At 62.7% G+C, this 22,990-nt stretch carries 20 protein-coding genes, 1 tRNA gene and 1 pseudogene; 15 read left to right on the plus strand and 7 right to left on the minus strand.

The window, feature by feature from the left end; all coding sequences use genetic code 11:
* From ASC75_RS09055 to ASC75_RS09070, 4 genes are all read left to right on the plus strand, one after another.
* The coding region (locus tag ASC75_RS09055) for a UDP binding domain-containing protein (RefSeq protein ID WP_280137939.1) at nt 1-310 on the plus strand (310 nt) is incomplete at its 5' end.
* The gene (locus ASC75_RS09060) at nt 307-1,386 is read left to right on the plus strand and encodes a glycosyltransferase (protein ID WP_055973439.1); all 1,080 of its coding nucleotides are present in this window, start codon (nt 307-309) and stop codon (nt 1,384-1,386) included. The genes ASC75_RS09055 and ASC75_RS09060, both read left to right, overlap by 4 nt.
* 39 nt (nt 1,387-1,425) lie before the next feature.
* Complete coding sequence (locus ASC75_RS09065) at nt 1,426-2,607, plus strand: glycosyltransferase (protein ID WP_055973441.1); 1,182 nt, start codon at nt 1,426-1,428, stop codon at nt 2,605-2,607.
* The gene (locus ASC75_RS09070; protein WP_055973444.1) at nt 2,604-4,064 is read left to right on the plus strand and encodes a lipopolysaccharide biosynthesis protein; all 1,461 of its coding nucleotides are present in this window, start codon (nt 2,604-2,606) and stop codon (nt 4,062-4,064) included. Before ASC75_RS09065 ends, ASC75_RS09070 begins: the two co-directional genes overlap by 4 nt.
* Here ASC75_RS09070 and ASC75_RS09075 read toward each other — a convergent pair.
* Nucleotides 3,966-5,351, minus strand: a complete 1,386-nt coding sequence (locus ASC75_RS09075) for a polysaccharide pyruvyl transferase family protein (protein WP_082496486.1) — start codon at nt 5,349-5,351, stop codon at nt 3,966-3,968. The genes ASC75_RS09070 and ASC75_RS09075 overlap by 99 nt on opposite strands.
* Before the next feature lie 167 nt (nt 5,352-5,518).
* Here ASC75_RS09075 and ASC75_RS09080 point away from each other — a divergent pair, with 167 nt between their 5' ends.
* From ASC75_RS09080 to ASC75_RS09105, 6 genes are all read left to right on the plus strand, one after another.
* Nucleotides 5,519-6,682 (plus strand): hypothetical protein, encoded by a 1,164-nt coding sequence (locus ASC75_RS09080; protein WP_055973447.1) that lies wholly within the window; start codon nt 5,519-5,521, stop codon nt 6,680-6,682.
* A 29-nt stretch (nt 6,683-6,711) separates the two neighbouring features.
* Complete coding sequence (locus ASC75_RS09085) at nt 6,712-7,698, plus strand: glycosyltransferase family 2 protein (RefSeq protein ID WP_055973450.1); 987 nt, start codon at nt 6,712-6,714, stop codon at nt 7,696-7,698.
* Entirely contained in the window at nt 7,695-8,624 is a 930-nt protein-coding gene (locus ASC75_RS09090; RefSeq protein ID WP_055973453.1) for a glycosyltransferase family 2 protein, read from the plus strand. The genes ASC75_RS09085 and ASC75_RS09090 overlap by 4 nt, the downstream gene beginning before the upstream one ends.
* Nucleotides 8,614-9,564, plus strand: a complete 951-nt coding sequence (locus ASC75_RS09095) for a glycosyltransferase family 2 protein (protein ID WP_055973456.1) — start codon at nt 8,614-8,616, stop codon at nt 9,562-9,564. Before ASC75_RS09090 ends, ASC75_RS09095 begins: the two co-directional genes overlap by 11 nt.
* A gap of 63 nt (nt 9,565-9,627) precedes the next feature.
* Entirely contained in the window at nt 9,628-10,521 is an 894-nt protein-coding gene (locus ASC75_RS09100) for a UTP--glucose-1-phosphate uridylyltransferase (protein ID WP_055973458.1), read from the plus strand.
* Nucleotides 10,522-10,673: 152 nt separating this feature from the next.
* A complete protein-coding gene (locus ASC75_RS09105) occupies nt 10,674-13,067 on the plus strand; it encodes a polysaccharide biosynthesis tyrosine autokinase (RefSeq protein WP_055973461.1) in 2,394 nt (797 codons plus the stop codon).
* Nucleotides 13,068-13,113: 46 nt separating this feature from the next.
* Here ASC75_RS09105 and ASC75_RS09110 read toward each other — a convergent pair whose 3' ends face one another.
* Nucleotides 13,114-13,878: a metallophosphoesterase family protein gene (locus tag ASC75_RS09110; protein ID WP_244487797.1), complete on the minus strand. Its 765-nt coding sequence runs from the start codon at nt 13,876-13,878 to the stop codon at nt 13,114-13,116.
* A gap of 366 nt (nt 13,879-14,244) precedes the next feature.
* A pseudogene (locus tag ASC75_RS26715) lies at nt 14,245-14,439 on the minus strand (site-specific integrase); the annotation flags it as partial.
* 421 nt (nt 14,440-14,860) lie between these two features.
* On the opposite strand from ASC75_RS26715, the gene ASC75_RS09115 reads away from it, so the two are divergent.
* On the plus strand, nt 14,861-15,205 hold the full coding sequence (locus ASC75_RS09115) for a hypothetical protein (RefSeq protein ID WP_156381169.1): 345 nt from the start codon (nt 14,861-14,863) through the stop codon (nt 15,203-15,205).
* Between the two features lie 304 nt (nt 15,206-15,509).
* Complete coding sequence (locus ASC75_RS09120; protein WP_055973466.1) at nt 15,510-15,812, plus strand: hypothetical protein; 303 nt, start codon at nt 15,510-15,512, stop codon at nt 15,810-15,812.
* A 333-nt stretch (nt 15,813-16,145) separates the two neighbouring features.
* Here the strand turns inward: ASC75_RS09120 and ASC75_RS09125 are convergent, their stop codons facing one another.
* On the minus strand, nt 16,146-17,306 hold the full coding sequence (locus ASC75_RS09125) for a glycosyltransferase 61 family protein (protein ID WP_082496488.1): 1,161 nt from the start codon (nt 17,304-17,306) through the stop codon (nt 16,146-16,148).
* Between ASC75_RS09125 and ASC75_RS09130 the strand changes: the two genes are divergently transcribed.
* Both ASC75_RS09130 and ASC75_RS09135 read left to right on the plus strand, forming a co-directional pair.
* Nucleotides 17,305-18,021 (plus strand): class I SAM-dependent methyltransferase, encoded by a 717-nt coding sequence (locus ASC75_RS09130; RefSeq protein WP_055973473.1) that lies wholly within the window; start codon nt 17,305-17,307, stop codon nt 18,019-18,021. The two genes, ASC75_RS09125 and ASC75_RS09130, sit on opposite strands and share 2 nt — an antisense overlap.
* A 275-nt stretch (nt 18,022-18,296) precedes the next feature.
* Complete coding sequence (locus tag ASC75_RS09135) at nt 18,297-19,388, plus strand: acyltransferase (RefSeq protein ID WP_055973475.1); 1,092 nt, start codon at nt 18,297-18,299, stop codon at nt 19,386-19,388.
* A 191-nt stretch (nt 19,389-19,579) separates the two neighbouring features.
* On the opposite strand, the gene ASC75_RS09140 is transcribed toward ASC75_RS09135, so the two are convergent.
* From ASC75_RS09140 to ASC75_RS09150, 3 genes are all read right to left on the minus strand, one after another.
* A complete protein-coding gene (locus tag ASC75_RS09140; protein WP_055973478.1) occupies nt 19,580-20,212 on the minus strand; it encodes a hypothetical protein in 633 nt (210 codons plus the stop codon).
* A 1,031-nt stretch (nt 20,213-21,243) separates the two neighbouring features.
* Nucleotides 21,244-21,474, minus strand: a complete 231-nt coding sequence (locus ASC75_RS25375) for a hypothetical protein (RefSeq protein ID WP_156381170.1) — start codon at nt 21,472-21,474, stop codon at nt 21,244-21,246.
* Between the two features lie 148 nt (nt 21,475-21,622).
* A tRNA-Met gene (locus ASC75_RS09150) sits at nt 21,623-21,699 on the minus strand.
* Between the two features lie 242 nt (nt 21,700-21,941).
* Here ASC75_RS09150 and ASC75_RS09155 point away from each other — a divergent pair.
* Nucleotides 21,942-22,895, plus strand: coding sequence for a Gfo/Idh/MocA family oxidoreductase (locus tag ASC75_RS09155; protein ID WP_055973482.1), 954 nt, complete (start codon nt 21,942-21,944; stop codon nt 22,893-22,895).
* Nucleotides 22,896-22,990: the final 95 nt, after the last annotated feature.

Raw genomic sequence — 22,990 nt, forward strand, 5'->3', positions numbered from 1 at the left:
CCAGGCCTACGATCCCGAGGCGATGAACGAGGCGCAGACGATCTTCGGCCAGCGCGACGACCTGATGCTGTGCGGCACCAAGGAGGCGGCGCTGCGCGGGGCGGATGCGCTTCTGATCGCCACCGAGTGGAAGAACTTCCGGGCGCCGTCCTTCGAGCTGATCAGGGAGCAGCTGTCGACGCCGGTCGTCTTCGACGGCCGCAACCTCTACGACCCGGCCGTCGTCGCCCGCCACGGCCTCAATTATGTCTCCATCGGCCGAAAGGCGGGTGGGCAGGACGACCGAGTGACAAAGGAGTTGGCTGCATGAAGGTTCTGTTTGCCGGCGGCAACGGCTACACGCCCGAATTCAGCGGCGGCGTGCAATCGAGCACGCATCATCTGGTCGAGCAGCTGCGCGCGCATGGTCATGAGGCTTCCGTGCTCGCCGCCCTGTTCGGCGACGGCATGTTCGGCTTCAAGGCGCGCGCCAAGATGAAGCTGACGCGGCAACGCGCCGTCATCGACACTTTTCCCGGCTATCCGGTGGTCCGCGCGTGGTTCCCATGGGAAGCCGCCGGCTTTGCCGTGCAGAAGCTCAGGCCCGACGTCGCGGTGGTCCAGTGCCACAAGTCGGTGCCGATCGGGAAGGCGCTGGAGGCCCAGGGCGTGCCGCTGGTCGTCTATCTCAGGAATGTCGAATTCCATGAACTCGCCGGCGACCTCAGCGAACTTCAGTCGGCCCGATACATCGCCAATTCGGAATTTACCGCCCGCGCCTACGGCCAAAGGTTTGGCATCGAATCGACGGTGATCCCGCCGACCATCGATCCAGCGCTCTACGCCACGCCGACGACGGGCGAGTTCGTGACGCTGATCAACCCATACGAGGAAAAGGGGTTCGAGCTGGCTGTGCGGATCGCCGGGCGCTGCCCCGACATCCCGTTCCTGTTTGTCGAAAGCTGGAAACTGGCCGACGACCACCGTGCCCGCATCGAGGAGACCATCGCGCCGCTCGGCAATGTCAGGCTCGAAAGCCGCACCAGCAACATGAAGACGGTCTATGGCCGCACCAAGATCCTGCTTGCGCCGAGCAAATGGGAAGAGGCCTGGGGCCGCGTCGCCTCCGAGGCGCATTGCAGCGGTATCCCTGTCGTCGGCTCGCGCCGCGGCGGTCTGCCCGAAGCGATCGGCAAGGGCGGCGTGGTTGTCGACTACGATGCGCCGCTGGACGACTGGGTCGGCGCCGTGCGCCGGCTGTGGCAGGACAGGGTCGAGTACAACCGCCTGTCGGCGGCTGCGCGCGAGTTTTCCGAGCGTCCGCAGCTCGATCCCGACGCCCAGTTCGCCACCTTCATGGGCGTGCTCGAGCGCGCGGCGGCGCAACGCCTGCACAAGGCGGCCTGACTTGGCGTTTGTCCGGCCGGGTTCGTGGAGAGCGCATCGATGAAGGTCTGTTTCGTCGTCGACAGGTTTCCCTCGCTGTCCGAGACCTTCGTTCTCGACCAGATCGAGGGTTGCCTCGAGCGAGGCATCGAGGTCGGCGTCGTCTGCAACGAGACGACGTTCGGCAAGGAGCGCAACATCGACGATCCGCGCTGGCGCAACCTGCCCGGCGGTGTCGAGCAATGGTGGGGCGCGCTCGGACCCTTGCGCCCGGCGCTGCGCAAATGGTCGGGCAAGCTCTGGGACAAGGCGTCGACGGCGCTCGACATCGCCTTTGCCCGCAAGCTCGAGAAGTACGATGTCATCGTCGCGCATTTCGGCAACAACGGCCTGCGCGTCGCGAGATCGATGAAACGGCGGCGGATCGCAGCGCCGCTGGTGACGATTTTCCATGGCCATGACGTCGGCGCGCCGATGCATGACGGCACGCTGTCGCGCTACGAGGTCGTGTTCCGGCACGGTGCGCTGCAGTTGCCGGTCAATGGCTTCTTCCGCAAGGCGCTGATCGAGGCGGGCGCGGCAGCCGACACCGTCGCCGTGCACCACATGGGCGTCGATACCGACACGATCGGCTTCCAGGCGGTCGCACGCGAGGAGGCCGCGCTGTCGCTGATTTCGGTCTGCCGGCTGACCGAGAAGAAGGGCATCGAGTTTGCCCTGCGCGCGCTCGGCGAGGTACAGGCCAAGCGGCCCGACATCGAGTGGACCTACACGGTGATCGGCGGCGGCGAACTGCTCGACGCCATGAAGCAACTGGCGGCGAAGCTTGGCATATCGCAGCGCGTCGCCTTCCTGGGACCGCGTCCGCACAGCGAGGTCAAGCAGCGCCTGAGCGAGGCGCATGTCTTCCTGCTGCCCAGCGTCAAGGCCAGCGACGGCGATGTCGAAGGCATCCCGGTGGCGCTGATGGAAGCGATGGCGGCGGGCCTCACGGTGGTCAGCACCTATCACTCCGGCATTCCCGAATTGATCGAGGACGGCAGGACCGGCCTTTTGGCGCCCGAAAGGGACGTTGAAGCGCTGGCGCAGAAGCTGGCTTGGATCGCCGATAACCCGCAGGCATGCGCGCAATTGGCCGTGGCCGCACGGCGCAAGATCGAAGACGACTTCGATTCGGTTCGTCTCAACGACGCCTTTGCCGACACGCTGTTCCGCCTCGCCGCCACCAGGGCCGCGGCATGAGCGCCGACACCGGGCAACTAGGGCGCATCGCCCTGCGCGGCGGGGCGCTGACGGCTGCGGCGCAGGCGATCAAGATCGGCATCCAGTTCGTTTCGGTGGTGATCCTCGCGCGGATGCTGGCGCCGGAGGATTTCGGCCTCGTCGCCTCGGTCGGGCCTATCATCGCCTTTGTCGGCCTGTTCCAGAACCTCGGCTTGCAGCAGGCCGTCATCCAGCGACCCGAAATCAGCCAGCCGCAGCTCAACCAGGTGTTCTGGATCAGCGCGCTGGCCGGCCTGATCTGCACGATGGTGATCGCTGCGCTGTCGCCGGCGGTTTCGGCCTTCTACGGCGACGCCAGGATGACCGGCATCACGCTGGCCGCCGCCATGCCGCTGCTGCTCGGCAGCCTGGCCGCGCTGCCGCTGGCGCTGATGAACCGCAACCTGCAATTCGGGCAGCTTGCGATCAACGACGTGGCGACCGCGCTTGCCGGCCTGGGTGCGGCGATCGCCGCCGCCTATGCCGGGCTCGGCTACTGGTCGCTGGTGATCGGGCCGGCGGCGGGCGCGGTGGTGACGCTGTTCGGCGCATGGCTGGCGACGCGCTGGAAACCGGGCAGGCCGAACGTCAGGGTGGAGCGCGAAATCCTGCATTTCGGCGCCAACCTCACCGGCTTCAACCTCGTCAACTTCTTCTCGCGCAACCTCGACAACATCCTGATCGGCAAGTTCTCCGGCCCGATCGAACTCGGCTATTACGACCGCGCCTACAAGCTGCTCCTGTTTCCGCTGCAGAACATCAACCAGCCGCTGTCGCGGCTGATGGTGCCGCTGCTCAGCCGCATCCAGGACGACGAGCCGCGCTTTCGCGCGCTGTACCTGCGCACCAACTGGCTGCTCGCCTTCGTCACCGTTCCCGGCATTGCGGCATTAACCATCGCTGCCGAGCCGGTGGTGTCCATCCTGTTCGGCGAACGCTGGCTCGGCGTGGCGCCGATCTTCGCCTGGCTCGGCATAGCCGGGCTGATGCAGCCGGTGTCGAGCACGACGGGCTGGATCTTCATGTGCCAGGGCAAGACGAGCACGATGTTCCGCTGGGGCGTCTATTCGGCGCTGACGACGGTGCTGGCCTTCGCCGTCGGGCTGAAATGGGGCGCGGTCGGCGTTGCCGCCGCCTATGCGATCAGCGGCTACGTGCTGCGCCTGCCGGTTCTGGCGGTGCTGATCGGCCGTACCGGCCCGGTCTCGGCGCTCGACTTCCTGATGGTCCAGGGCCTGCTGATCGTCGCGGCGGCCGTCGCCTGGCTCGGCCACGGCTACCTGCCGGCTGCGCTCATCGCGCAGTCGAACATCGTGGCGGCCCTGACCGCGGCGGCCCTAAGCTACGCGGTGGCGCTTGGCTTCATGGTCGCCGTGCCCCAGTCCCGTCGCGCCCTTGTCGAAACCTGGAAGACCGTCGCCCGCAACATTCGTTGAGGTGTCGGCCAGAAGCGGCCTGATGAGGTCGGCGGCCGACATGGCCGAGACATGTTCTTCCAGCACCGCCGCAATCGTCGTTGCCCGCAGTCGGTCGAGATTGCCGGCGAAGGCGGCGAGCTTGGCGTTCGCTTCCTCGGGTGTCACGGTGTCGATGTCGAGCAGCAGGTCGGCGAGGCCGACGCGCTTGGCAAGCTCGCGGGTCTTGAACTCGTAGGCGATCGGCAGCACAGGGGTGCCGACGCAGAGTGACATGATCATCATGTGCATGCGGGTGGCGACGACGAAGTCGAAACCCTTGATCAGCTCCATCAGCTGTTCGGGCGTGTGGAAGCCGGCATCGACGCTGACCCGGGCGGCCACATCGGCATCGAGCTCGGCGACGATGGCGCGCGCGGTCTTTGAATCGTCGTGCGCGTATTCCGGCACGCCCTGGCAGGTCGAGACGAAGGTCACCTGCTTGCCGTGGTCGCGCACCAGCGCCGTGGCGATGTCACGGATCGAATCCATGTAGCGGCGCATGCCGTCGGCGCCGTCGTTGACGTAGTTCCAGTGCCGCACCGAAATGCCGACGCGGCCGGTCGGCCGGGGTGGCGTGCCGGCCGAGAGCAGGGCCTGGATGCGCGCGGTGTCGGCCAGCGCAAAGACCGAATCGGCGACGACATGGCACTTGCCGGGGTCGTCGACCATGCCGGCGAGGTGGCCACGCGAGCGCTCGTCGCGCAGCAGCATCAGCGGGCTACGGTCGAAGACCGGCTTCAGTTCGCGGCGGTTGTAGTCCTTGTCGAACGGCCCGAGCGACTGGGTGAAGAAGACCGGGCCCTTGCCGAAGGTCGCATCGATGCGAAACTGGTTGAGGCGCCGCTCGAGATTGTAGTTCTCGACCAGATAGGTGCCGCCTGTCGTGACGACGAGATCAGCCTTACGGTACATGTCGAGGCTGCGGCGGTCCTCGGCCCCGAACATCGCGTCGTCCAGCGCCCGGCTCTTGCCGTAGTGGCGCAGGGCGCTGAGCGCGAGACGGTTGTAGATCGGCTTGGCCAGGTTCTTCAGCCGGTTGTCGTCATAGGGATACTTGAAGATGGATTCCGAGAGCAGCTTGCGAATCTCGATGTCCGGATAGGCTTGTCTGGGGTAGAGCCGCGACGCCACTTCGGGCTGGCTGTCGAAGACCTGGAAGCGCAACTCGCCGGCATAGGCCGTCTTGAGGATGTGCCTGATCGCCAGCAGGATCGCCGCATCGCCGGTGTTCAGGCAGACGGTATTTTCGACGATGACTGTCTTCACGGGCCTTGGCCTCCTCGGATTTGTCGTGTCGGGAAATCAAGTACAAGGCTAACCCGGCCATTTTGCGGCGCAACAATAATTGAGGTCGGGTCAGTCAATAATTGTTGCGGCGCAGCAATGGGTGCACTAGCCTCGTCAGCGGTGGGCCAAACTGCGAGCGTGAATTCATGCTGCATGTTCTGTACCTGGTGCATGATGTTTCCGATCCGGCCGTGCGCCGAAGGATCATCATGCTCAAGGCCGGTGGCGCGCGCGTTACGCTCGCTGGTTTCCGCCGGACGCAAGAACTCGAAGACGTCGAGGGCGTAACGCCGATCGACCTTGGAATCACGCGCGACGGCCGCTTTGCACAGCGGCTGGGCGCGGTCGCGTTTGCCGCGACGAGCATTGCCGCGTCGCTGAAATCGGTCGCCGCGCCAGACATGATCGTTGCCCGCAATCTCGAAATGCTGGCGCTGGCTCAGCGTGCCCGCAGCGCATTTTCGTCATCCGTGCCGATCGTCTACGAGTGTCTCGACATCCACCGCCTGGTGCTGCGCGAGGATATCTTCGGCAAGGCCCTGCGCGGCGCAGAGCGCCTGCTCGGGCGCAATGTCAGCCTGCTTCTGACCAGCTCCCCGGCCTTCGTCAGCCACTATTTCGAGCGCTTCGGCCAGATCGACGCCCCGATCGAACTGCTCGAGAACAAGCTGCTCGAACTGGAGCCGCGGATCGACACGGCGCCGTCACCGGTACCGCAGCTGCCGTGGAAGATCGGCTGGTTCGGGGCGCTGCGCTGCCGCAAGTCGCTCGAATTGCTGGCCGATTTCACGCGCAGCGCCGAAGGCCGATTCGAACTCGTCATGCGCGGTCGCCCGGCGCTATCGGAGTTCCCGGATTTCCACGGTTTCGTCCAATCGGAGCCCCATTTGGCGTTTAAGGGTGCCTACCGAAACCCCGAGGACATGGCCGACATCTACGCGCAAGTGCATTTCTCATGGGCGATCGACTTCTTCGAGGAAGGCCAGAACTCGACATGGCTGCTGCCCAACAGGCTCTATGAAGGCTGCCGCTTCGGCACGGTGCCGATCGCCATGGCCGGCACGGAAACTGCCAGCTTCCTCGAACGCCAGAAGATCGGGCTGGTGTTGTCCGAGCCGTCGGTCGCCGCACTGACGGAAACCCTCTCGGACATGACGAACGAGCGTTACGCCGCCCTGCATGGGGCGGTGCTTGCCCGCGATCCCGCGACGTGGGTGTGCAGCCGCTCCGATTGCCGCGCCCTGGTGGCAAGGCTCGAACGCGTCGCCGCCCAAAACCGGGACGGCACGATCGGCGCCATCGCCGCCTGACACCCAACCTATCCAAGACAAGCAGCTTCATGACCGAGATTTCATCCGCCATCATCGTCATTCCGTGCCTGAACGAGGAGCGCCATATCGGCGGCCTGCTGGGCAAGCTTCGCCCGGCGGCACGGCGGCTCGGCGCCCGCATCATCGTCGCCGACGGCGGCAGCAACGATGCCACCCGCGCCATCGTTGCCGACATCGCGGCACGGGACGACACTGTCGTGCTGATCGACAATCCCGCGCGCATCCAGAGCGCTGCGATCAACCTTGCCGTCGAACGCTTCGGCGATGGCGCCGACTACCTGATCCGCATCGACGCCCATGGCGGCTATCCCGACGACTATTGCGACAGGCTGCTTGAAGAGGCGTGGGAAACGGGTGCGGATTCCGTCGTGGTCTCGATGCTGACCGAAGGCAACGGCGCCGTCCAGCAGGCGGCGGCGGCGGCGCAGAACTCGAAGCTGGGCACCGGCGGCTCGAAGCACAGGCATGGCTCTTCTGGGGAATGGGTCGACCACGGCCATCACGCGCTGATGCATATCGCCGCGTTCCGCGATATCGGCGGCTATGACGAGAGCTTCAGCCACAACGAGGACGCCGAGCTCGACCATCGCCTGCGTCAGGCCGGCTACCGCATCTGGATGAGCGGGCAGACGCGGATGACCTATTTTCCGCGCGCTTCGCTTGGCGGGCTGTTCCGGCAGTATCTCGGCTACGGCCGGGGGCGGGCGAAAAACCTGCTGAAGCACCGGGTCATCCCTAAGATCCGCCAGATGGTGCCACTGATGGTGGCGCCGACGACGGGTCTTGCCGTGCTGTCGTTCGTGCACTGGATCTTCGCCGTGCCGTTCCTCGCCTGGGCTGCGATCTGCCTTGGCTACGGCCTTGCCCTGGCCTTGCGCGCCGGCAGGCCGGGCCTCGCGCTCGCCGGCGTGTCGGCGATGGTCATGCATTTTGCCTGGTCGCTCGGCTTCTGGCTCCAGCTTGCCGGCATGCCAGCAGGAGGGCGAGCCGCGTGACCGATACGCCAAGCATCGACATCTGCGTCTGCACGTTCCGGCGCAAGGAACTGGCCGACACGCTGCGTTCACTGGCGGCGATGGAGCTGCCGGAAGGCTTTCGCATCGGCATCGTCGTCGCCGACAATGACGAGGTGCCGAGTGCACAGCCGCTGGTCCTTGCGCTTGCCGAGGAACTGCCGCTGCCGGTCCGCTACGTGCATTGCCCGGCGCGCAACATCTCGCTTGCCCGCAACGCCTGCCTCGATGCCAGTTCGGCCGATCTTGTCGCCTTCATCGACGATGACGAGAAGGCGACCGGTGGGTGGCTGAAACGCCTGGTCGAAACCGCTCAAGCGAGCGGCGCCGACGTGGTGCTGGGCCCGGTCAAGGCACGCTACGGGGCAGGGGCGCCGGGCTGGATGCAGGTCGGCGACTTCCACTCGACCTATCCCGTCTTCGTCCAGGGCGAAATTCGTACCGGCTACACCTGCAATGCCTTGCTTCGCATGGCTTCGCCCAGAATCGCCGGCCGCCGCTTCAGTCTGGCGCGCGGGCAGTCCGGCGGCGAGGACACCGAGTTCTTCGACCAGGTGTTCGGCGCCGGCGGCCGCATCGCCTATGCCTCCGAGGCCTGGGTGGAGGAGCCTGTGCCTTCGACACGCGCGTCGTTCGCCTGGCTCACCAGGCGGCGCTTCCGCGTCGGGCAGACGCATGGCCGGTTGCTCGGCTCGAAGCGGCCCGGCGCCGGGCGGGTCGGCGAGTTGGCCAAGGCCTCGGCCAAGGCTGGCTATTGCTTTGCAGCAGCCGGGCTGGCCGCGTTCCAGCCTGTCAGCCGCAACCGCAGCCTGCTGCGCGGCGTGATGCATGTCGGCGTTCTCAGCGGCCTGGTCGGAGCCCGCGAACTGCGTCTCTACGGCAATGAAGGAGGCCAGGATGCAGCCTGACGTCAGCTTCGTCATCGCCGCCTACAATGCCGAGGCGACGCTCGGCCGCGCCATCGACAGCGCATTGGCGCAGCGTGAGGCCAGCGTCGAGGTGATCGTCGTCGACGACGGTTCGTCCGACGCAACGCTTGAGCTTGCATGCACCCATGCCGACGCCCGCGTCCGGGTGCTGGCGCTGGAGACGAATCGCGGCCCGGGCGGGGCGCGCAATGCCGGTCTCGATGCGGCGCGCGGCCGCTGGGTCGCGGTTCTCGATTCGGACGATGCCGTGCTGCCCGGCAGGCTTGCGGCGATGATTGCGCGCGCCGAGCAGAGCTCCACCGAGATGGCCGTCGACAATATCGCGGTGATTCGAGAAGATGGCACGCCGCCGGAAGTGATGTTTCCCGAGCGTTATCTCGAAGATCTGGCGAATCTCACCTTGGCCGACTTCATCGGCGGCAATGTCGTCTTCGAATCCACGTTCAATTTTGGTTACATGAAGCCGATATTCTTGCGTGAATATCTTGAGCGCCATCGTCTGCGCTACGACGAAAATCTGCGCATCGGCGAGGACTACATCCTGCTCGCCAGCGCGCTCGCCAATGGCGGGCGCTGCGCCGTCGAACCGGCCGTAGGCTATGCCTATCACGTCCGCAAGGGCTCGATTTCCAGGGTTCTGGAGCTTCACCACATCGAAGCGATGCAGCGCGCCGACGCCGCCTTCGAGGCATCCAACACGCTCGACACCGAGGCTCGAAAAGCGTTCACGCGACGGACGCGCAGCCTCTCGCAGGCTGCCTCATTCCTGTCACTGGTTGAGCACATCAAGCAGCGGTCGCCGCTCAAGGCGATCAGAACCGCACTGGGGGACCCGGCGGCGGTTCGCCATCTGCGAATGCCGATCGCAGTCCGGCTGCGCCGGGTTGCCCGGCAGTTCGCATACCGGCCCGGCAAATGATGCGATCGCCGGGACGGCCAAGACCAAGACGAGGAGACTGACATGATCGAGAGGATTGGCACGATGAAGAAAGTCAGGAAAGCGGTGATCCCGGTGGCGGGTCTCGGCACGCGGTTCCTTCCGGCGACCAAGTCCATGCCCAAGGAAATGCTGCCCGTGGTCGACAGGCCCGTGGTGCAGTACGCCGTCGACGAGGCACTGGAGGCCGGCATCGAGCACATCGTCTTCGTCACCGGCCGCAACAAGGCGGTCATCGAGGACTATTTCGACCTGCATCCCGAACTGGTGGGCACGCTCGAGCAGGCCGGCAAGGTCGACCAGATCAAGTCGCTGGAAAGCCTGCTGCCCGTGCCGGGTGCCACCAGCTTCACCCGCCAGCAGGCGCCGCACGGGCTCGGCCATGCCGTCTGGTGCGCCCGTGACATCATCGGCGACGAACCCTTCGCGCTGCTGCTGCCCGACATGGTGTCGTTCGGCAAGCGCGGTTGCCTGGCCGAAATCATGGAACTGCACGCCGAGACCAGCGGCAACGTCATTGCCGTCGAGCAGTGCGATCCGAGCGAGACCAACAAATACGGCATCGTCGGCAAGGGTCCCGACGTCGGCTCGGGCTTCGAGGTTACGGCGATGGTCGAGAAGCCGGCGCCGGCCAGCGCGCCGTCGAACTTCTACATCAACGGCCGCTACATCCTGCAACCGGAGATCTTCAACCTGCTGGGCACCCAGAAGCGCGGCGCCGGCGGCGAGATCCAGCTGACCGACGCCATGGTGCGGCTTGCCGCAAGCCAGGCCTTCTTCGCCCGGCCGTTCAATGGCCGGATGTTCGACTGCGGCTCCAAGGAAGGCTTCATCCAGGCCAATGTCGCCTTTGCGCTGAAGCGGGCCGACATCCGCGATTCCGTGCTCGACGCCATCCGCGACATGGTCGCAGAGCACGATCACGTCGCCGCGGCCTGAAGCCATGAACTGTCGAAGGCGGATGAAACGGTTCGCCTTCGACAACGTTTGAATGATGCGTGCCCCGACAGGCACAGCAGTTGCGTAGCTGAAGTCGGCTTCGCCAGAACCCAGCGAGCAGCGGGCGCTGCTCAGCAAGAACTGGAACGCAGATGAACTACGCCAGCTTCCCCTTCAACAACCGCATCCCCGCGTCTCGCGAGGGGCCGCGTGAAGGCAGCGACTTCATCGATCTCGAACGCCTGCTGGCCATGGCCAAGCGCCAGGCCAAGGTGGTCGGCGTCGGCGCGGTGGTCGGCCTGCTGCTCGGGCTCGTCTACCTCCAGACGACGCCGCCGACCTTTACCGCCTCGACCCGCGTCCTGATCGACGAGGGCATGAACAAGATGGTCGACGAGGTTTCGGCGACGCCGGTCAACATGCAGACCGATGCGGCGATCCTTTCCCAGATCGAGATCATCAAGTCGGCACGCCTGGCCGCGGTGGTCGTCGACAAGGAAAAGCTCGACCAGAACCCGAGTTTCATGCAGCCGCCGAAGTCGCTGCTGTCGACCCTGGTCGGCTATGCCCGCGGCTTCCTGCAGATATTCCGCTCCGCCCCTGACGTCGCGGGCGGCACCGAACTCACCGAGGCGCAGCGCAAGGCGATGGCGGCAGCGGCGCGCAAGGAGCAGGCGGTGGCGATGCTCCAGGCAAACATCATCGCCGAGCGCTCCGGCCGCAGCTACGTCATTTCCATGGGCTACAGCGCGCACGATCCGCAACTGGCGGCTGCGATCACCAGGGCCTATGCCGACGCCTTCGTCGCCGACCAGCTCGACGCGAGTTTCGACGCCACCGAAAAGGCCGCCGTCTGGCTCCAGGGCCGGCTGGAAGAGCTGCGCTCGAGTTCGCAGAAGGCGGCGCTCGAGGTCGAGAAATTCCGCGCCGAGAACGGCCTGGCGGCAGCGCGCGGCGAAACCATCGCCGAACAGCAGCTGTCCGACCTCAACGCCCAGCTGATCCTGGCCCAGGCCGACACCGCCAAGGCGCGGGCGCGCTACGAGCAGTACCGCACCATCGTCGAAAGCGGGCCGGAAGCGGCCGTCGGCAATTCGACCCTGTCGGCCGAGGTGGCCGGAAACCCGCTGATCTCCGACCTCAAGAAGCGCCATTCGGGCGTCACCAAACGCGAACAGGAGATTTCGGCCGGCTTCGGTCCCAATCATCCGCAGGCCGTGGCCTTGAGGAAAGAGCAGACGGACCTCGCCAACCAGATTTTCCGCGAGCTGAGCCAGCTTTCCGAGACCTACCGCAACGAATTCGAGGTGGCGCAGTCGCGCGAGACGGCGCTGCGCAACAGCGTCTCGGAGGCGACCGGCCAGAATTCCAGCGCCAACCAGGCGCAGGTGCGGCTGCGCGAGTTGCAGCAGCAGGCGACCGCGCTCAGCACGCTCTACCAGACGTTCCTGTCGCGCTACGAGGAGGCGTCGCAGCAGCGTTCGTTCCCCATTGCCAAGGTCAGGGTGATTTCGGAAGCGACGATGCCGCGCGGCCCGTCGAGCCCGCGCACCTCGATGGTGTTCGGGCTGGCGCTGGTGCTCGGCGTCGTCATCGGCGCGGCCTTCGGTGCGCTCAACGAGTTCAACGAACGCTTCTTCCGTACCGCCGAGGACGTGCGCGAGCGGCTTGGCGTCAAGTTCCTCGGCTACCTGCCACTGCTCGGTTCGAATGACGACAAGAAGGAGGCGCCGAAGACCGAGACAGGCAAGATGGGCACGCCGCCGCCCCAGCCGCCGACGCGCGCCGCCGAGGCAGCCAAGCGCCGGGCCAAGATGCGCATCGCCGTCGACGCCCCGGCCTCGATGTTCGCGGAGACGCTGCGCAGCACCAAGATCGCCGGCGACGTCGTGCTGCAGGACACGGGCTGCAAGGTGATCGGCGTCATCTCGATGCTTCCGGGCGAGGGCAAGTCGACGGTGGCCGCCAATCTCGCCGGCCTGATCGCCAGCAATGGTGCCAAGACGCTGCTGATCGACGCCGATTTGCGCAATCCGGGCCTGAGCCGCAGCCTCGGCATTGATGCCGAGCAAGGCCTGGTCGAGGCGGTGGTCAACGACCAGGGCTGGCAGTCGGTGATCAAGGTCGACCGCCAGACCAAGATGGCGATCGTTCCGGCAGTGGTCCGGGGCCGTTTCTCGCACACCAGCGAATTGCTGTCCTCGGCGGGCATGCGGCGCTTCATCGATGATGCCAAGGCGACCTTCGACTACATCATCGTCGACCTGCCGCCGCTCGGCCCGGTGGTCGACGCCAAGGCGTTCGCGCCGCTTGCCGACGGCTTCGTGCTGGTGGCCGAATGGGGTGCGACGCCGCGTCCGCTGGTCCGCTCGGCGCTCAATGCGGAGCCCCAGATCGCCAGCAAGATCCTTGGCCTGGTGCTCAACAAGGTCGATCTGAAGAAGCTGCCGCGTTACGGCGCCTATGGCGGCTCGGAACAGTTCCTGGAGAGATATTCCAGCTACTATGTCGACAAGAGCGAGCCCAAGGTGAAGGTCGCCGGCTGACGGCCGGAGCCGTCATGAGCAGGACGGGCTGCCCTTTAGGGGCATGTCAGGAAAACAGCAGCCGGCCACCCTTGTCGGCGATCCGCACCGCGGTCAGCCGGCCGGTCTTGAAGGCACCGGTGTCGATGTCGAGCCGGCGGCCTTCGATGCGCGGGAAGTCGACAGGGGTATGGCCGTGCACCGTCCAGCGATCGAGCCGGCGTGACGCCTCGAAGAACTCCTCGCGGATGTAGAGAAGGTCGTCGTCCTTCTGGTCGAGAAGCGGCACACCCGGCCGGATGCCGGCATGCACGAACAGGAAACGTTCCGAATAGGCCATGATCGGCAGCGAGCGCATGAACTGCATGTGGTCGCGCGGAATGTTGGCGCGGATGTACTCGTCGAGCTTGCCGCTGCTGCCATAGAGTTCGGCCAGATGCTCGGCGTCGATGTCGTAGGAAAACAGGGCGCTGCGGGCACCGGTGGCGAGCCAGCGCTCGAGCGACAGCCTGCCGTCGAGATAGTCGAGCGCCTGGGCCTCGTGGTTGCCGATCAGGCAGATGCGATCGAAGCCGGCCGGCGGCGGGGCGATCAGGTGGTCGAGCACCCGCGCCGAATCGGGTCCGCGGTCAATGTAGTCGCCGAGCATGACGATGAGTTTCCGCCCGGGCAGCGTCGCCGCGTCGGCAACGATCTTTGCCTCGAGCGAACGCAGCTCCCTGAAGCAGCCATGCACGTCGCCGACGGCGTAGACGACCGTGTCGGACAGGTCGAGTTCGACCCGCTCGCGCCCCTGCGGCCTGTTCTGCTGTCGGAAATTCAGGAAACCCACCAGTATCTTGCCTCACATGCGCGGCCGCGCCGCCGCCGAACCATCCCGGCACATTCGAAACGAGCGGCATTATAGCGGGATGTACCACGGACAGGCATGCCCCGCCGCCGACACCTGCAAAAATCGGCTGGTCATGGTAAAGAGCGCGGAGATGAATGGCCGTGGTGGCGCGAGACGATGGTCGTTAATGTTGCCGAACGATCGCGGCCATTGCGCCTCGCGGAGGCCGAGAGGCGCCACTTCAGAGGCATCATTCCGGAGGAAGGAAGTGGTAGCGGGAGAGGGCTTGCCTCACAGGATGATCATGCTTGGGCGGCCTATTGTTTTTATTAAGTAATTTGACGATGTGTCGCGTCTATGTCGCGTTCATCCCAGAAGCGCTTTCTCTGCTACCGCCATTTCGTCGGCGTCGTCACCGCGTGGGAACAGGTAGCCGTACGTATCCATGGTCATGACGATGGAACTATGCCCAAGGCGTTCCTGGACGACTTTCGCCGGCAATCCGAGGCCACCATCTTGCGGCCGATCGATCGACCATGACGCGTAGAAGTGCCGAAGCGCGCTCGCGGCCTTAATGGCTTTGCCCTGGTCGTCTTCCCGCCAGCGTGGCGACCGGGTTCGTGACCGTCACCTAGGAGGATGCGATGAAGGACAGCGTTCCATCGTCGGGCACACATCGCCCGAGCAAGCAGGCAATCCGGGATTGGGGAGAGACCGTGGAACGCGATCTACGTCGCGAACTTGTCGCCAGCCTCTTCCAGATGGCGAGCAAGGGTCTCGGTCACTTCTTCGCTCGTCGTTCCGGACGCGTCGGTTCGGATGCCATCGGCAACGACGGCCCGGCCATCAATGCGGCGCTTACACTCGGTGGCGTGGGTATCACCCTCCAGTTCATGAAAAGGTCTATGCCACAAGTGAAACCATCAGCGTCTTCAGGGAGGGCCAGACGCCGCGCGGCGTTCAGGCCGGCGCGACTTTCTCCGTGGCCCCTACAACGACGGAAGGCACCGCTCTGAAATGGATCGGGGCCGCAGCGGGCACGCTGTGCTACTTCGGCTGCCCGCCAGGCGGCACGGCAGATATGAGCGGCGGCGGCATTTACGCGGTCCAGTTTGACGGAAATCTGCTTGCAAGCAAAAGCCTGCACCTCCGAAGCTGCTCGTTCTCGATCTTCCAGCATGTTCGTTGCTGCAACGTGTGCGACAATATCACTGCCTATTGCATGATCATGGACAGCGAGGCCCGCCCAGGCGTCAACTCGATGTACCGCTGCAATTCCACAACCTGGCTATCTCAACGGGTTCTGCCGCAGCTTATGGCCTTGTGATCACCGGAGCGGTCGACGAGACATCTGGTCGCCACCCCGCATTGTGCACCTTCAGTGGCCTGCACATCACCCACGATGACGGGGATGCTCTCTATATCTCCAGTGCTGACGATCTTCTGTTTGCAGATCTCGGCGTTCCAAGGGTCGCAGTAGGGCTCGGCAAATCCGTCAATCTGGTACCGGGCGCCAATCGCGCTGTTGTTGGACTGACGTTCAACCAGGTCGGGACAAATGACGCGCCTGAGTTCCGCGCCGATGCTTCTGCAGCCTCATCCGTGGCGTCGCAATCTACGGCCTTCAGGGTGTGGACGCTGCGCCGACAATCACCCGCGTTGGCGGGGCGGAGATCGACAGGATCGACTACCTCGGGGAGGTCTATACTACCGGGCAGGAGTCACGTGGCGCCTATTCGCAGGTGCCGGGGCTGTTTCTCAACAATACGGCACGAAGCTCGCCCAACTGTTTGGATTGGTACGAGGAGGGATCATTCACGCCGACGTTCTCTTTTGCCAGCGGCACAACCGGCATGACGCTGGGCGCTCAGACGGGCAACTTCACGCGCATCGGCAACATGGTGATGTTCCGCCTGAGCGGGATCTACCGCTAAGGGGAGTTCGACGGGCAATCTGTCGATCACTGGATTGCCGTACACATCCGCGCAGATTGGAGCTCTCCAACTGAACAATCTTACGTCTGGTGTTGGCGATACGATGTTGACGGCTTCCATGGGGGCGGCGGGTGGCACTGGCCTTCAGATCTACAAGTTGTCGGCCGGTGCAGTAACAGCCCTGACCCACGCCGACATTACCAACACTTCAGTGATCCCCGTCATGGGGTTCTACTTTGTCTGATTTTGAGCGTCTGTTTCCAGGCGTTCTAGTCTAGTGACCGCGAAATAGAAAACGACAGGAACTGGGATGACCTACATCGACGAATAGCTCTAAAGTGTCGTCAGCACGCTACGGACTGCGTCCAGGTCGGTGGTAGACTTGATCGCAGCTAACTCGGAGGGAGCATTCGGCAGACATGGTCCTCCTGACATCTCAGAAGGGCTAAGGATCACCGTGTAGTTGTGGTCGCACGCCGCTGTGAGGTTCAACAGCCAACGTTCTGCATACCCAGTGTCACCCCAATACCCGACCCAGTGTTCGGGCATGAGGTCGATTATCTGTGCGCACGGTGGTGAAAAGACCATGTTGGCAAAGGCCGATCCGTGATTGCCAGCAATCACCTTCGCTTGGGAGAACAGGTCGATCTGCTCGCGGAAGCTCAGATAGGCAGGGCTTACGAGTTCGAAACCATGAGCTTGAAATTCGGAGACCACCTCCACTTCATTCCGCGCTGTGCGTGGCGAGTATGCACCTTCACGAGTTAGGTAGATCCTGCGAGATGGCGTAGCATTCCGTTTCGCATCTGTGAACTCCCGTAGGCAGGAGATGATATCTTGGCGCGGCTTGAAAGAGTTCACTCCAGTTAACATGTTGGACAACGACATGTCCCTGACGAGCACTTTCCCTTCGGTCACAATCAGTTGCTCAGGCGGGAAGCCCAATTCGACCAAGACTTCCTGAACCCTCCGGGGCAGAAACTTGGGTACAATGATCTTCAGGCCCTCGGATCGAACCATCTGGCGGGACAGCGCCAGCGCACAAAGGCCATCGAGGAGAAAGTGCCCATACGCACCGCACGACCGATGGAAGACATGAATTGCCCGCTCTTTGATTTCCGTCTGTGCAGCCTTGCGAACTTGTTGGGCAAGGTTTGGCTGTCTAGTGTCCACGTAATAGCTTGCAATATGCGAAGCTGACGATTCCAGTTCGCCGCCAGGGAGCACCACCAGCCCCGTGTTGGTATCGAGGACGCTGTCGAAGAGCCTCTTTGTCACAATGTCGGGCGCGACATAGCCGCGGTCTTCGAGTAGCATGCGCTTCAGGGTTCCAAGCCGATCCGAACTCAGATTTGAGGCCAGCCGCACGATCCTGTCCGAGGTTACGCTTGTCCCAGGTTGGATGCTTTGCGTGGCAGGTTGCGGAATTGTTTCGGTTTGGTGAGCCTCTATTCGAGGATTATTGCGGACAGCTCTAAGCAGATTGGCAAGCATGGACGGCTTTCGCAAGACATCAGACCCCGTAGAAATCGCGCAACTCGCGACGAAATCGAAATCCCCACTAGCCGAACTTTACTTCACGAAGGCTGGTGGCATATCCCTAAAGTGGCATCATTATCTGGATATCTACCACAGGTATTTTACCTCCTATCGGAACAAGCCCTTGCGGTTCCTGGAGATCGGCATATTCGACGGTGGATCGTTCAACGTCTGGCGCCCATACTTTGGTGAACAGGCCACCATCTACGGCATTGATATCGAGCCGACATCGGCTGCCAAGGTAGAAGCACTTGGGCTGAATTGCCATGGCCGAATCGGCAGCCAAGCTGATCCTGATTTCTTGCGCGCGGTGGTCGCCGAGATGGGCGGCGTAGACATTGTGATCGACGATGGAAGCCACGTTGCCGAGCATCAGCTGACTTCGTTTCGTACGCTGTTCCCGTTACTTTCTGATGGAGGGCTCTACGTTTGCGAAGATCTGCATACCTCTTACTGGGAAGGTGATTGGCAGGGAGGCTACAAACGTCCAGGCACATTCATTGAAGTCACCAAAGACATCATCGACAGCTTGCACGCGTGGTATGCGCCCATCAAGAACGATCTGTCGGACATGCAATTGCATCGCAGCGTTCCCGCAATCCACATCCATGACAGCATGGTGGTAGTCGAAAAAGCCGCTGTTGAGCCACCGGTCATGATCATTCGCTAGTGCCCTGGCGGCAAATGCAACCAGCTTTGCTTCGGGTGTTGGTGATACCGCGCTGATGGCCCTCACAAGCGGCACTACGGATCGGTCTTTACAAAATGGTTGCCGGGGTCGCGACGGCATTGAGCAACGCCGACTTTACCAACACCACAACTTTGGTCATTTCCGGGACCTATCAAACGTCTGACGCCGCTGCGTAGTAGAAGCGTCAGGATTTCACATGGTTCTGTATTGTCTTCTTCGACATTTCTCGCCTATGCGACGGCAGCGGAGGGGCTATGCATTCCAGTCAGAATTCGCGCATTCGCGCGCTCGACGCCTTGCGTGGCATCGCCTCCGCATCCGTCGTTCTTCAGCACACATATGACATTCACTCGTTCCCAGCCCCGCAATGGATCAGATGGCTGGTGGGTGAGAGCTTCGGTGTGCCGCTCTTCTTTGCGGTTAGCGCCTTCTGTCTGTACTACGCGATGGAGCGGCATGATTCTCAATCGCAGTCGGCCATCGTCTTTTATTTAAGACGGTTTTTCCGCATCGCGCCGCTGTTTTATGCCCTGCTGCTGCTCTATGTGGCATTCCTCTACTGGCGATTTGGCCTGAATGCTCCGCAGACCTCTCTCCTGCTCAGTATGCTGTTTGTGTTCAATTTCTTTGAGGGCGAGCAGGCCGGTATTGTCTGGGCAAGTTGGACAATCGGCGTCGAGATGGCCTTTTACGCGGTGTTTCCACTTATCTTTGCCATCGTAAAGACTCCCTGGCGGGCGAGTGCGATGTTCGTCGGCTTCATCGTGTTGTCCGAGGCCGTGCTCGTATTGCTTCCAAGCTTCGTGGCCGACCCAGCGGCATACTGGAAGCTCTCTGTTTTCCGGCACCTGCCGATCTTCGGCGCAGGGATTGTCGCCTACCAGGTCGGAGTGCTGTTCTATCACCGGCGTAATGCCCTGTGGATTGGGGCGTCGTGCCTGCTGGCTGCGCTAGCCTTCATCATATTGTGGCGTTGGGGCGTGCTGGGTCGTTGGGAGCATCACGGCAAGGCTGCCGCCGCGGGATTGGCGGTATTGGGTTGCTACCTCTGTCCCCTACGGGCGATTGTCAACCGCCTGACAGTGGCGCTTGGGACGATCAGCTACTCTCTCTACCTGGTGCATGCGCCGATCATCTACTATTCACGGTGGGTATATGATGCGGTCTATGCCCTGTCTCTGCCGGCGGCTCTCACTTTTGTCCTCTGCGCGGTCATTTCATTCGCTTTTTCTGTCCCCCTGGCCTGTGCGTTCTACTTGCTCGTAGAGCGGCCCGGAAACCGGCTGGGCCGGTTTGCCGCGTCGTCGCTGAGTTCATGGCGCCAGCGATACGTGCCCGCCAATTGACGACTCCGCGCTGACGCCATCGATGTCCCGATCTGAATTTTGCGCACATAGCATGGTCCATCGGATAGAGGACGTCGACAACCAGCAGACCAAGGACCTGCATCCGCGCGACGATGATCACGGCGAGGTAGATCCAGTCTTCCAGCTGAATTTGGGCAGCACCTCAACCGCCTCCTCAATGCAGCAGCGGCTTAGGGGCGCTTGAAGTCGTTTACCATCTCGGGGCGCGAAACTCTTTTGAACGCGCTCCGAAATCTACTTGCCCTGATGTTCGGGAAAATCGGCGCGAGCTTAGCAAACAGATATTCTTTGTCCTTCGTGATACGGGGGAAGCTGACAAAGGTTGTGGGGATATCATTGCGCACGAGGGCGTCAACGACTGCTGCAAACTTATGAGCCAGCACATCCGCTTGATCTGTCCCGCGATCCGTTCCCCACAAACCGCCGGCTACAGCGATCCCATCGGCCGTTCCTGTGGTCTGTGTCTGCACAAGCTTACGGCTGGCGGCAGCGCTTGAAATGTCGCGCACCGGCACAATGACATGCCTGAATTCGAACCCGGCAGCCAACAGGTCATCCATGTGATCGCATAGGAACGGGCTCTTGACGATCGTAGGGCCGGTTGGATCGAAGATATCCCACTCCAGGCCAGCCCTAGCGGTTGCGAAGTAACTCGAACCATCGTCCTCATGAAAGCCTGTATCGAGTCCCAATTCTGTAAGAAGCTGCATCAGGAAGGTGGTTCCTGCCCGACCTGTTCCGGTAATGTATACACGCCCAGTTTCCGCAGGGCCAAAAAGCCCGCGCAATTTCTTCAGCAACATTTTCGCAGCTCCCACGATCGCAGGCAGAAAAGCCACAAACTGCCAGTGGGGACAAGGCATAGGTGGAACTCTTTGACCTGGCCGCTCAGGACGAGCCCAATCTCTTTGGCACCGTTTCCGCAGCCAACCGATACGGCCTTGCCGATAGGTGAAGCGAACTCGGCTAGCCGACGGTGGAAACCGGCATGTGCTCCATCGATAGGCTGTCCGCAGACCCGTTGATTGATGTGGCGGATTACGGTGGGCGACTGCCACCAGCGAGCCCTATTGGCGACACGCGGTGCATTGTCCCAAAACTTTGCTGCGCGGGCCGTGGCCTTATCCATGGTTGTCACTCCCCTTGGCAACTCGGTAAAACATAGGGTCTGGAAGTACAACCTTCAGCCTACAAGGCTGGGACGCTGACACCCACAATGGTGCATCAACAGGACGGTTCGCGTTTCTACGCGGCCTTGCGTGCGCTCATCCGGCGTGTTCGGTACCTTTTTCGCAAGGCCAGGTCGACGGCACCGAGCGCATTCTCGACGAGGCGCAGCGCCGTGGCACGTCGTTGAGGCATCTGGCCTACATCTTGCCGACCGCCTACCACGAGACGGCGCACACCATGCAGCCGATCCGCGAGAGGGGCGGCGAGGGCCAAGCGACGGCGACGTTTAAGATTTCGACGGCCCGGAAATCGCCGATGCCGGACGGAAGACCCAGTATCCTTTTGTGTTTTGGCAATTCTTCAAAGATGAACTTAGGAATTGTCAATAAATTTCTTGACATAATGTTGTGTTATGCTGTGGGTAAGTTCGGAATGTTTTGAAGAATTTTATGCTAACGAACGTATTATTGCTCTGGCTATCAGGCATTTTTCGGGAAGAGTACAGATACACGGATTGTGGTGATCTGAACTTGGCGAAGGGTTCGGGAGTGGCAGCTTCGCCTTCAAGGCGAACGATGCTCGTGTCGGGTTGGCATACAAGTTTTAAGCCATGATATTTCCAACCCCGGCACTTACACGGGCGCTTGGTGCACGGTATGGCGAACTAAAGGTGGATTGGAAGCAAGGCCAACTCATATCCGACCGACGCTTGAGCTTCACGCTTCAGATGCACCACGGTGCCAGGTTGGCCGGTGCAGTTCTCCGAGAAGATGTGCTGCCGCCGCTTTTCCGACATGCGGCGACGTAGAGTTTTCGCGGTCATCGCGTCACCCTTTGTGTCGCGTTCCATGTCGCGTCGGCTGGCCGTGCGCCAGTGGAAACGCTTGGAAACCAAGGGAACTCTCAGTGCAATATGGTGCAACATGGAAGCGACCGAATGGGTGGCCTTCCAAGTTTCTAAATCTTTGATTTTCTTATAAAAAAAGTGGTAGCGGGAGAGCGTTGCAGCTTTAACGACGCAGAAAACAGCCGTGTCGTTAAAGTGGTAGCGGGAGAGGGACTTGAACCCCCGACCCCAGGATTATGATTCCCGTGCTCTAACCAACTGAGCTACCCCGCCTGGGCCGGCGAAAGTCCAACTTTTCCACCCACGGATGGGGCAGGCGTCGAAGCGTTCGCCAAGGTCGGGCGGATATAAGGTTGGCAGGGCGAACCTGTCAAGCATGGATGACGCCTTCATTCGGGAAATTCGCAAGCTGCCGTTTGGTCATGCCTTGGGCCGTTATGGCGCAGGCGGCGGGGTTGAGTTAGAGCGGCCCGGACATTATGTCTGCCGACATAAATCCCCCTGGAAAGAGCCTGATGAATCCGCGTATTGCAGTCCTTGGATGCGGCTATTGGGGCGGTAATCACATCCGCACCCTGAAGTCGCTCGGTGCCCTTCATGCCGTCTCCGACGTCGATCCGGCCCGGGCCGAACGTTTCGCCGCCGAACATGGCTGCCTGGCGCTGACGCCGGACGAGCTGTTTGCGCGCGCGGACGTCGACGCTATCGTCATGGCGCTGCCGCCGCAATTCCACGCCGATTTCGCGATTCGGGCGGTCGAAGCCGGCAAGGACGTGCTGGTCGAAAAGCCGATCGCCCTGACCGTGCCCGACGCCGAGCGCGCGGTGCAGGCGGCGCGCGACAATGGCCGCGTGTTCATGACCGGCCATGTGCTGCGCTTCCACCCGGCCTTCGAAGGGCTCAAGGCGCTGGTCGACAAGGGCGAACTCGGCGAGGTCGGCTACATCCATTCGCATCGCCTCGGCCTCGGCAAGTTCCATGCTGAGAACGACGCGCTGTGGGATCTGGCGCCGCACGATCTGTCGATGATCCTGGCGATCACCGGCACGGCACCGATCGAGGTGCGCGGCGAGGGTGCCGCCGTGCTCAATCACCTCAGCGATTTCGCCCACCTGCACATGCGCTTCCCCAACGGCCTGCGCGGCCATCTGTTCGCCTCGCGGCTCAATCCCTATCGCGAGCGCCGGCTGACCGTCGTCGGCACCAAGGGCATGGCGGTGTTCGACGATAGCGAGCCGCTGGAGCGCAAGCTTGCGCTGTATCGTCATGCGGTGTGGCAGGATGAGGGGCAGTGGACGTCGACGATGAACGAGCCGACCTATATCGCGCTCGAAAACGCGATGCCGCTGACGCGCGAGCTCGAGCACTTCATCCATTGCATCCAGACGCGCGAGGAGCCGCGCACCGGCGCCGACGAGGCGCTGGGCGTACTCAGGATCCTGACGGCGGGCACGGTTACGCACGACTGAGCAGCGCGACCAGCGAGGTGCCGCCCGCGTTCCGTCCCGCCTTCAATAGGCAGGGACGGTGAAGGCAGGAAATCGCAGGGAGTCGCCGCGGCACT

Source organism: Aminobacter sp. DSM 101952, assembly GCF_001424795.1.
In the GTDB taxonomy this organism is placed as follows: Bacteria; Pseudomonadota; Alphaproteobacteria; order Rhizobiales; family Rhizobiaceae; genus Aminobacter; species Aminobacter aganoensis.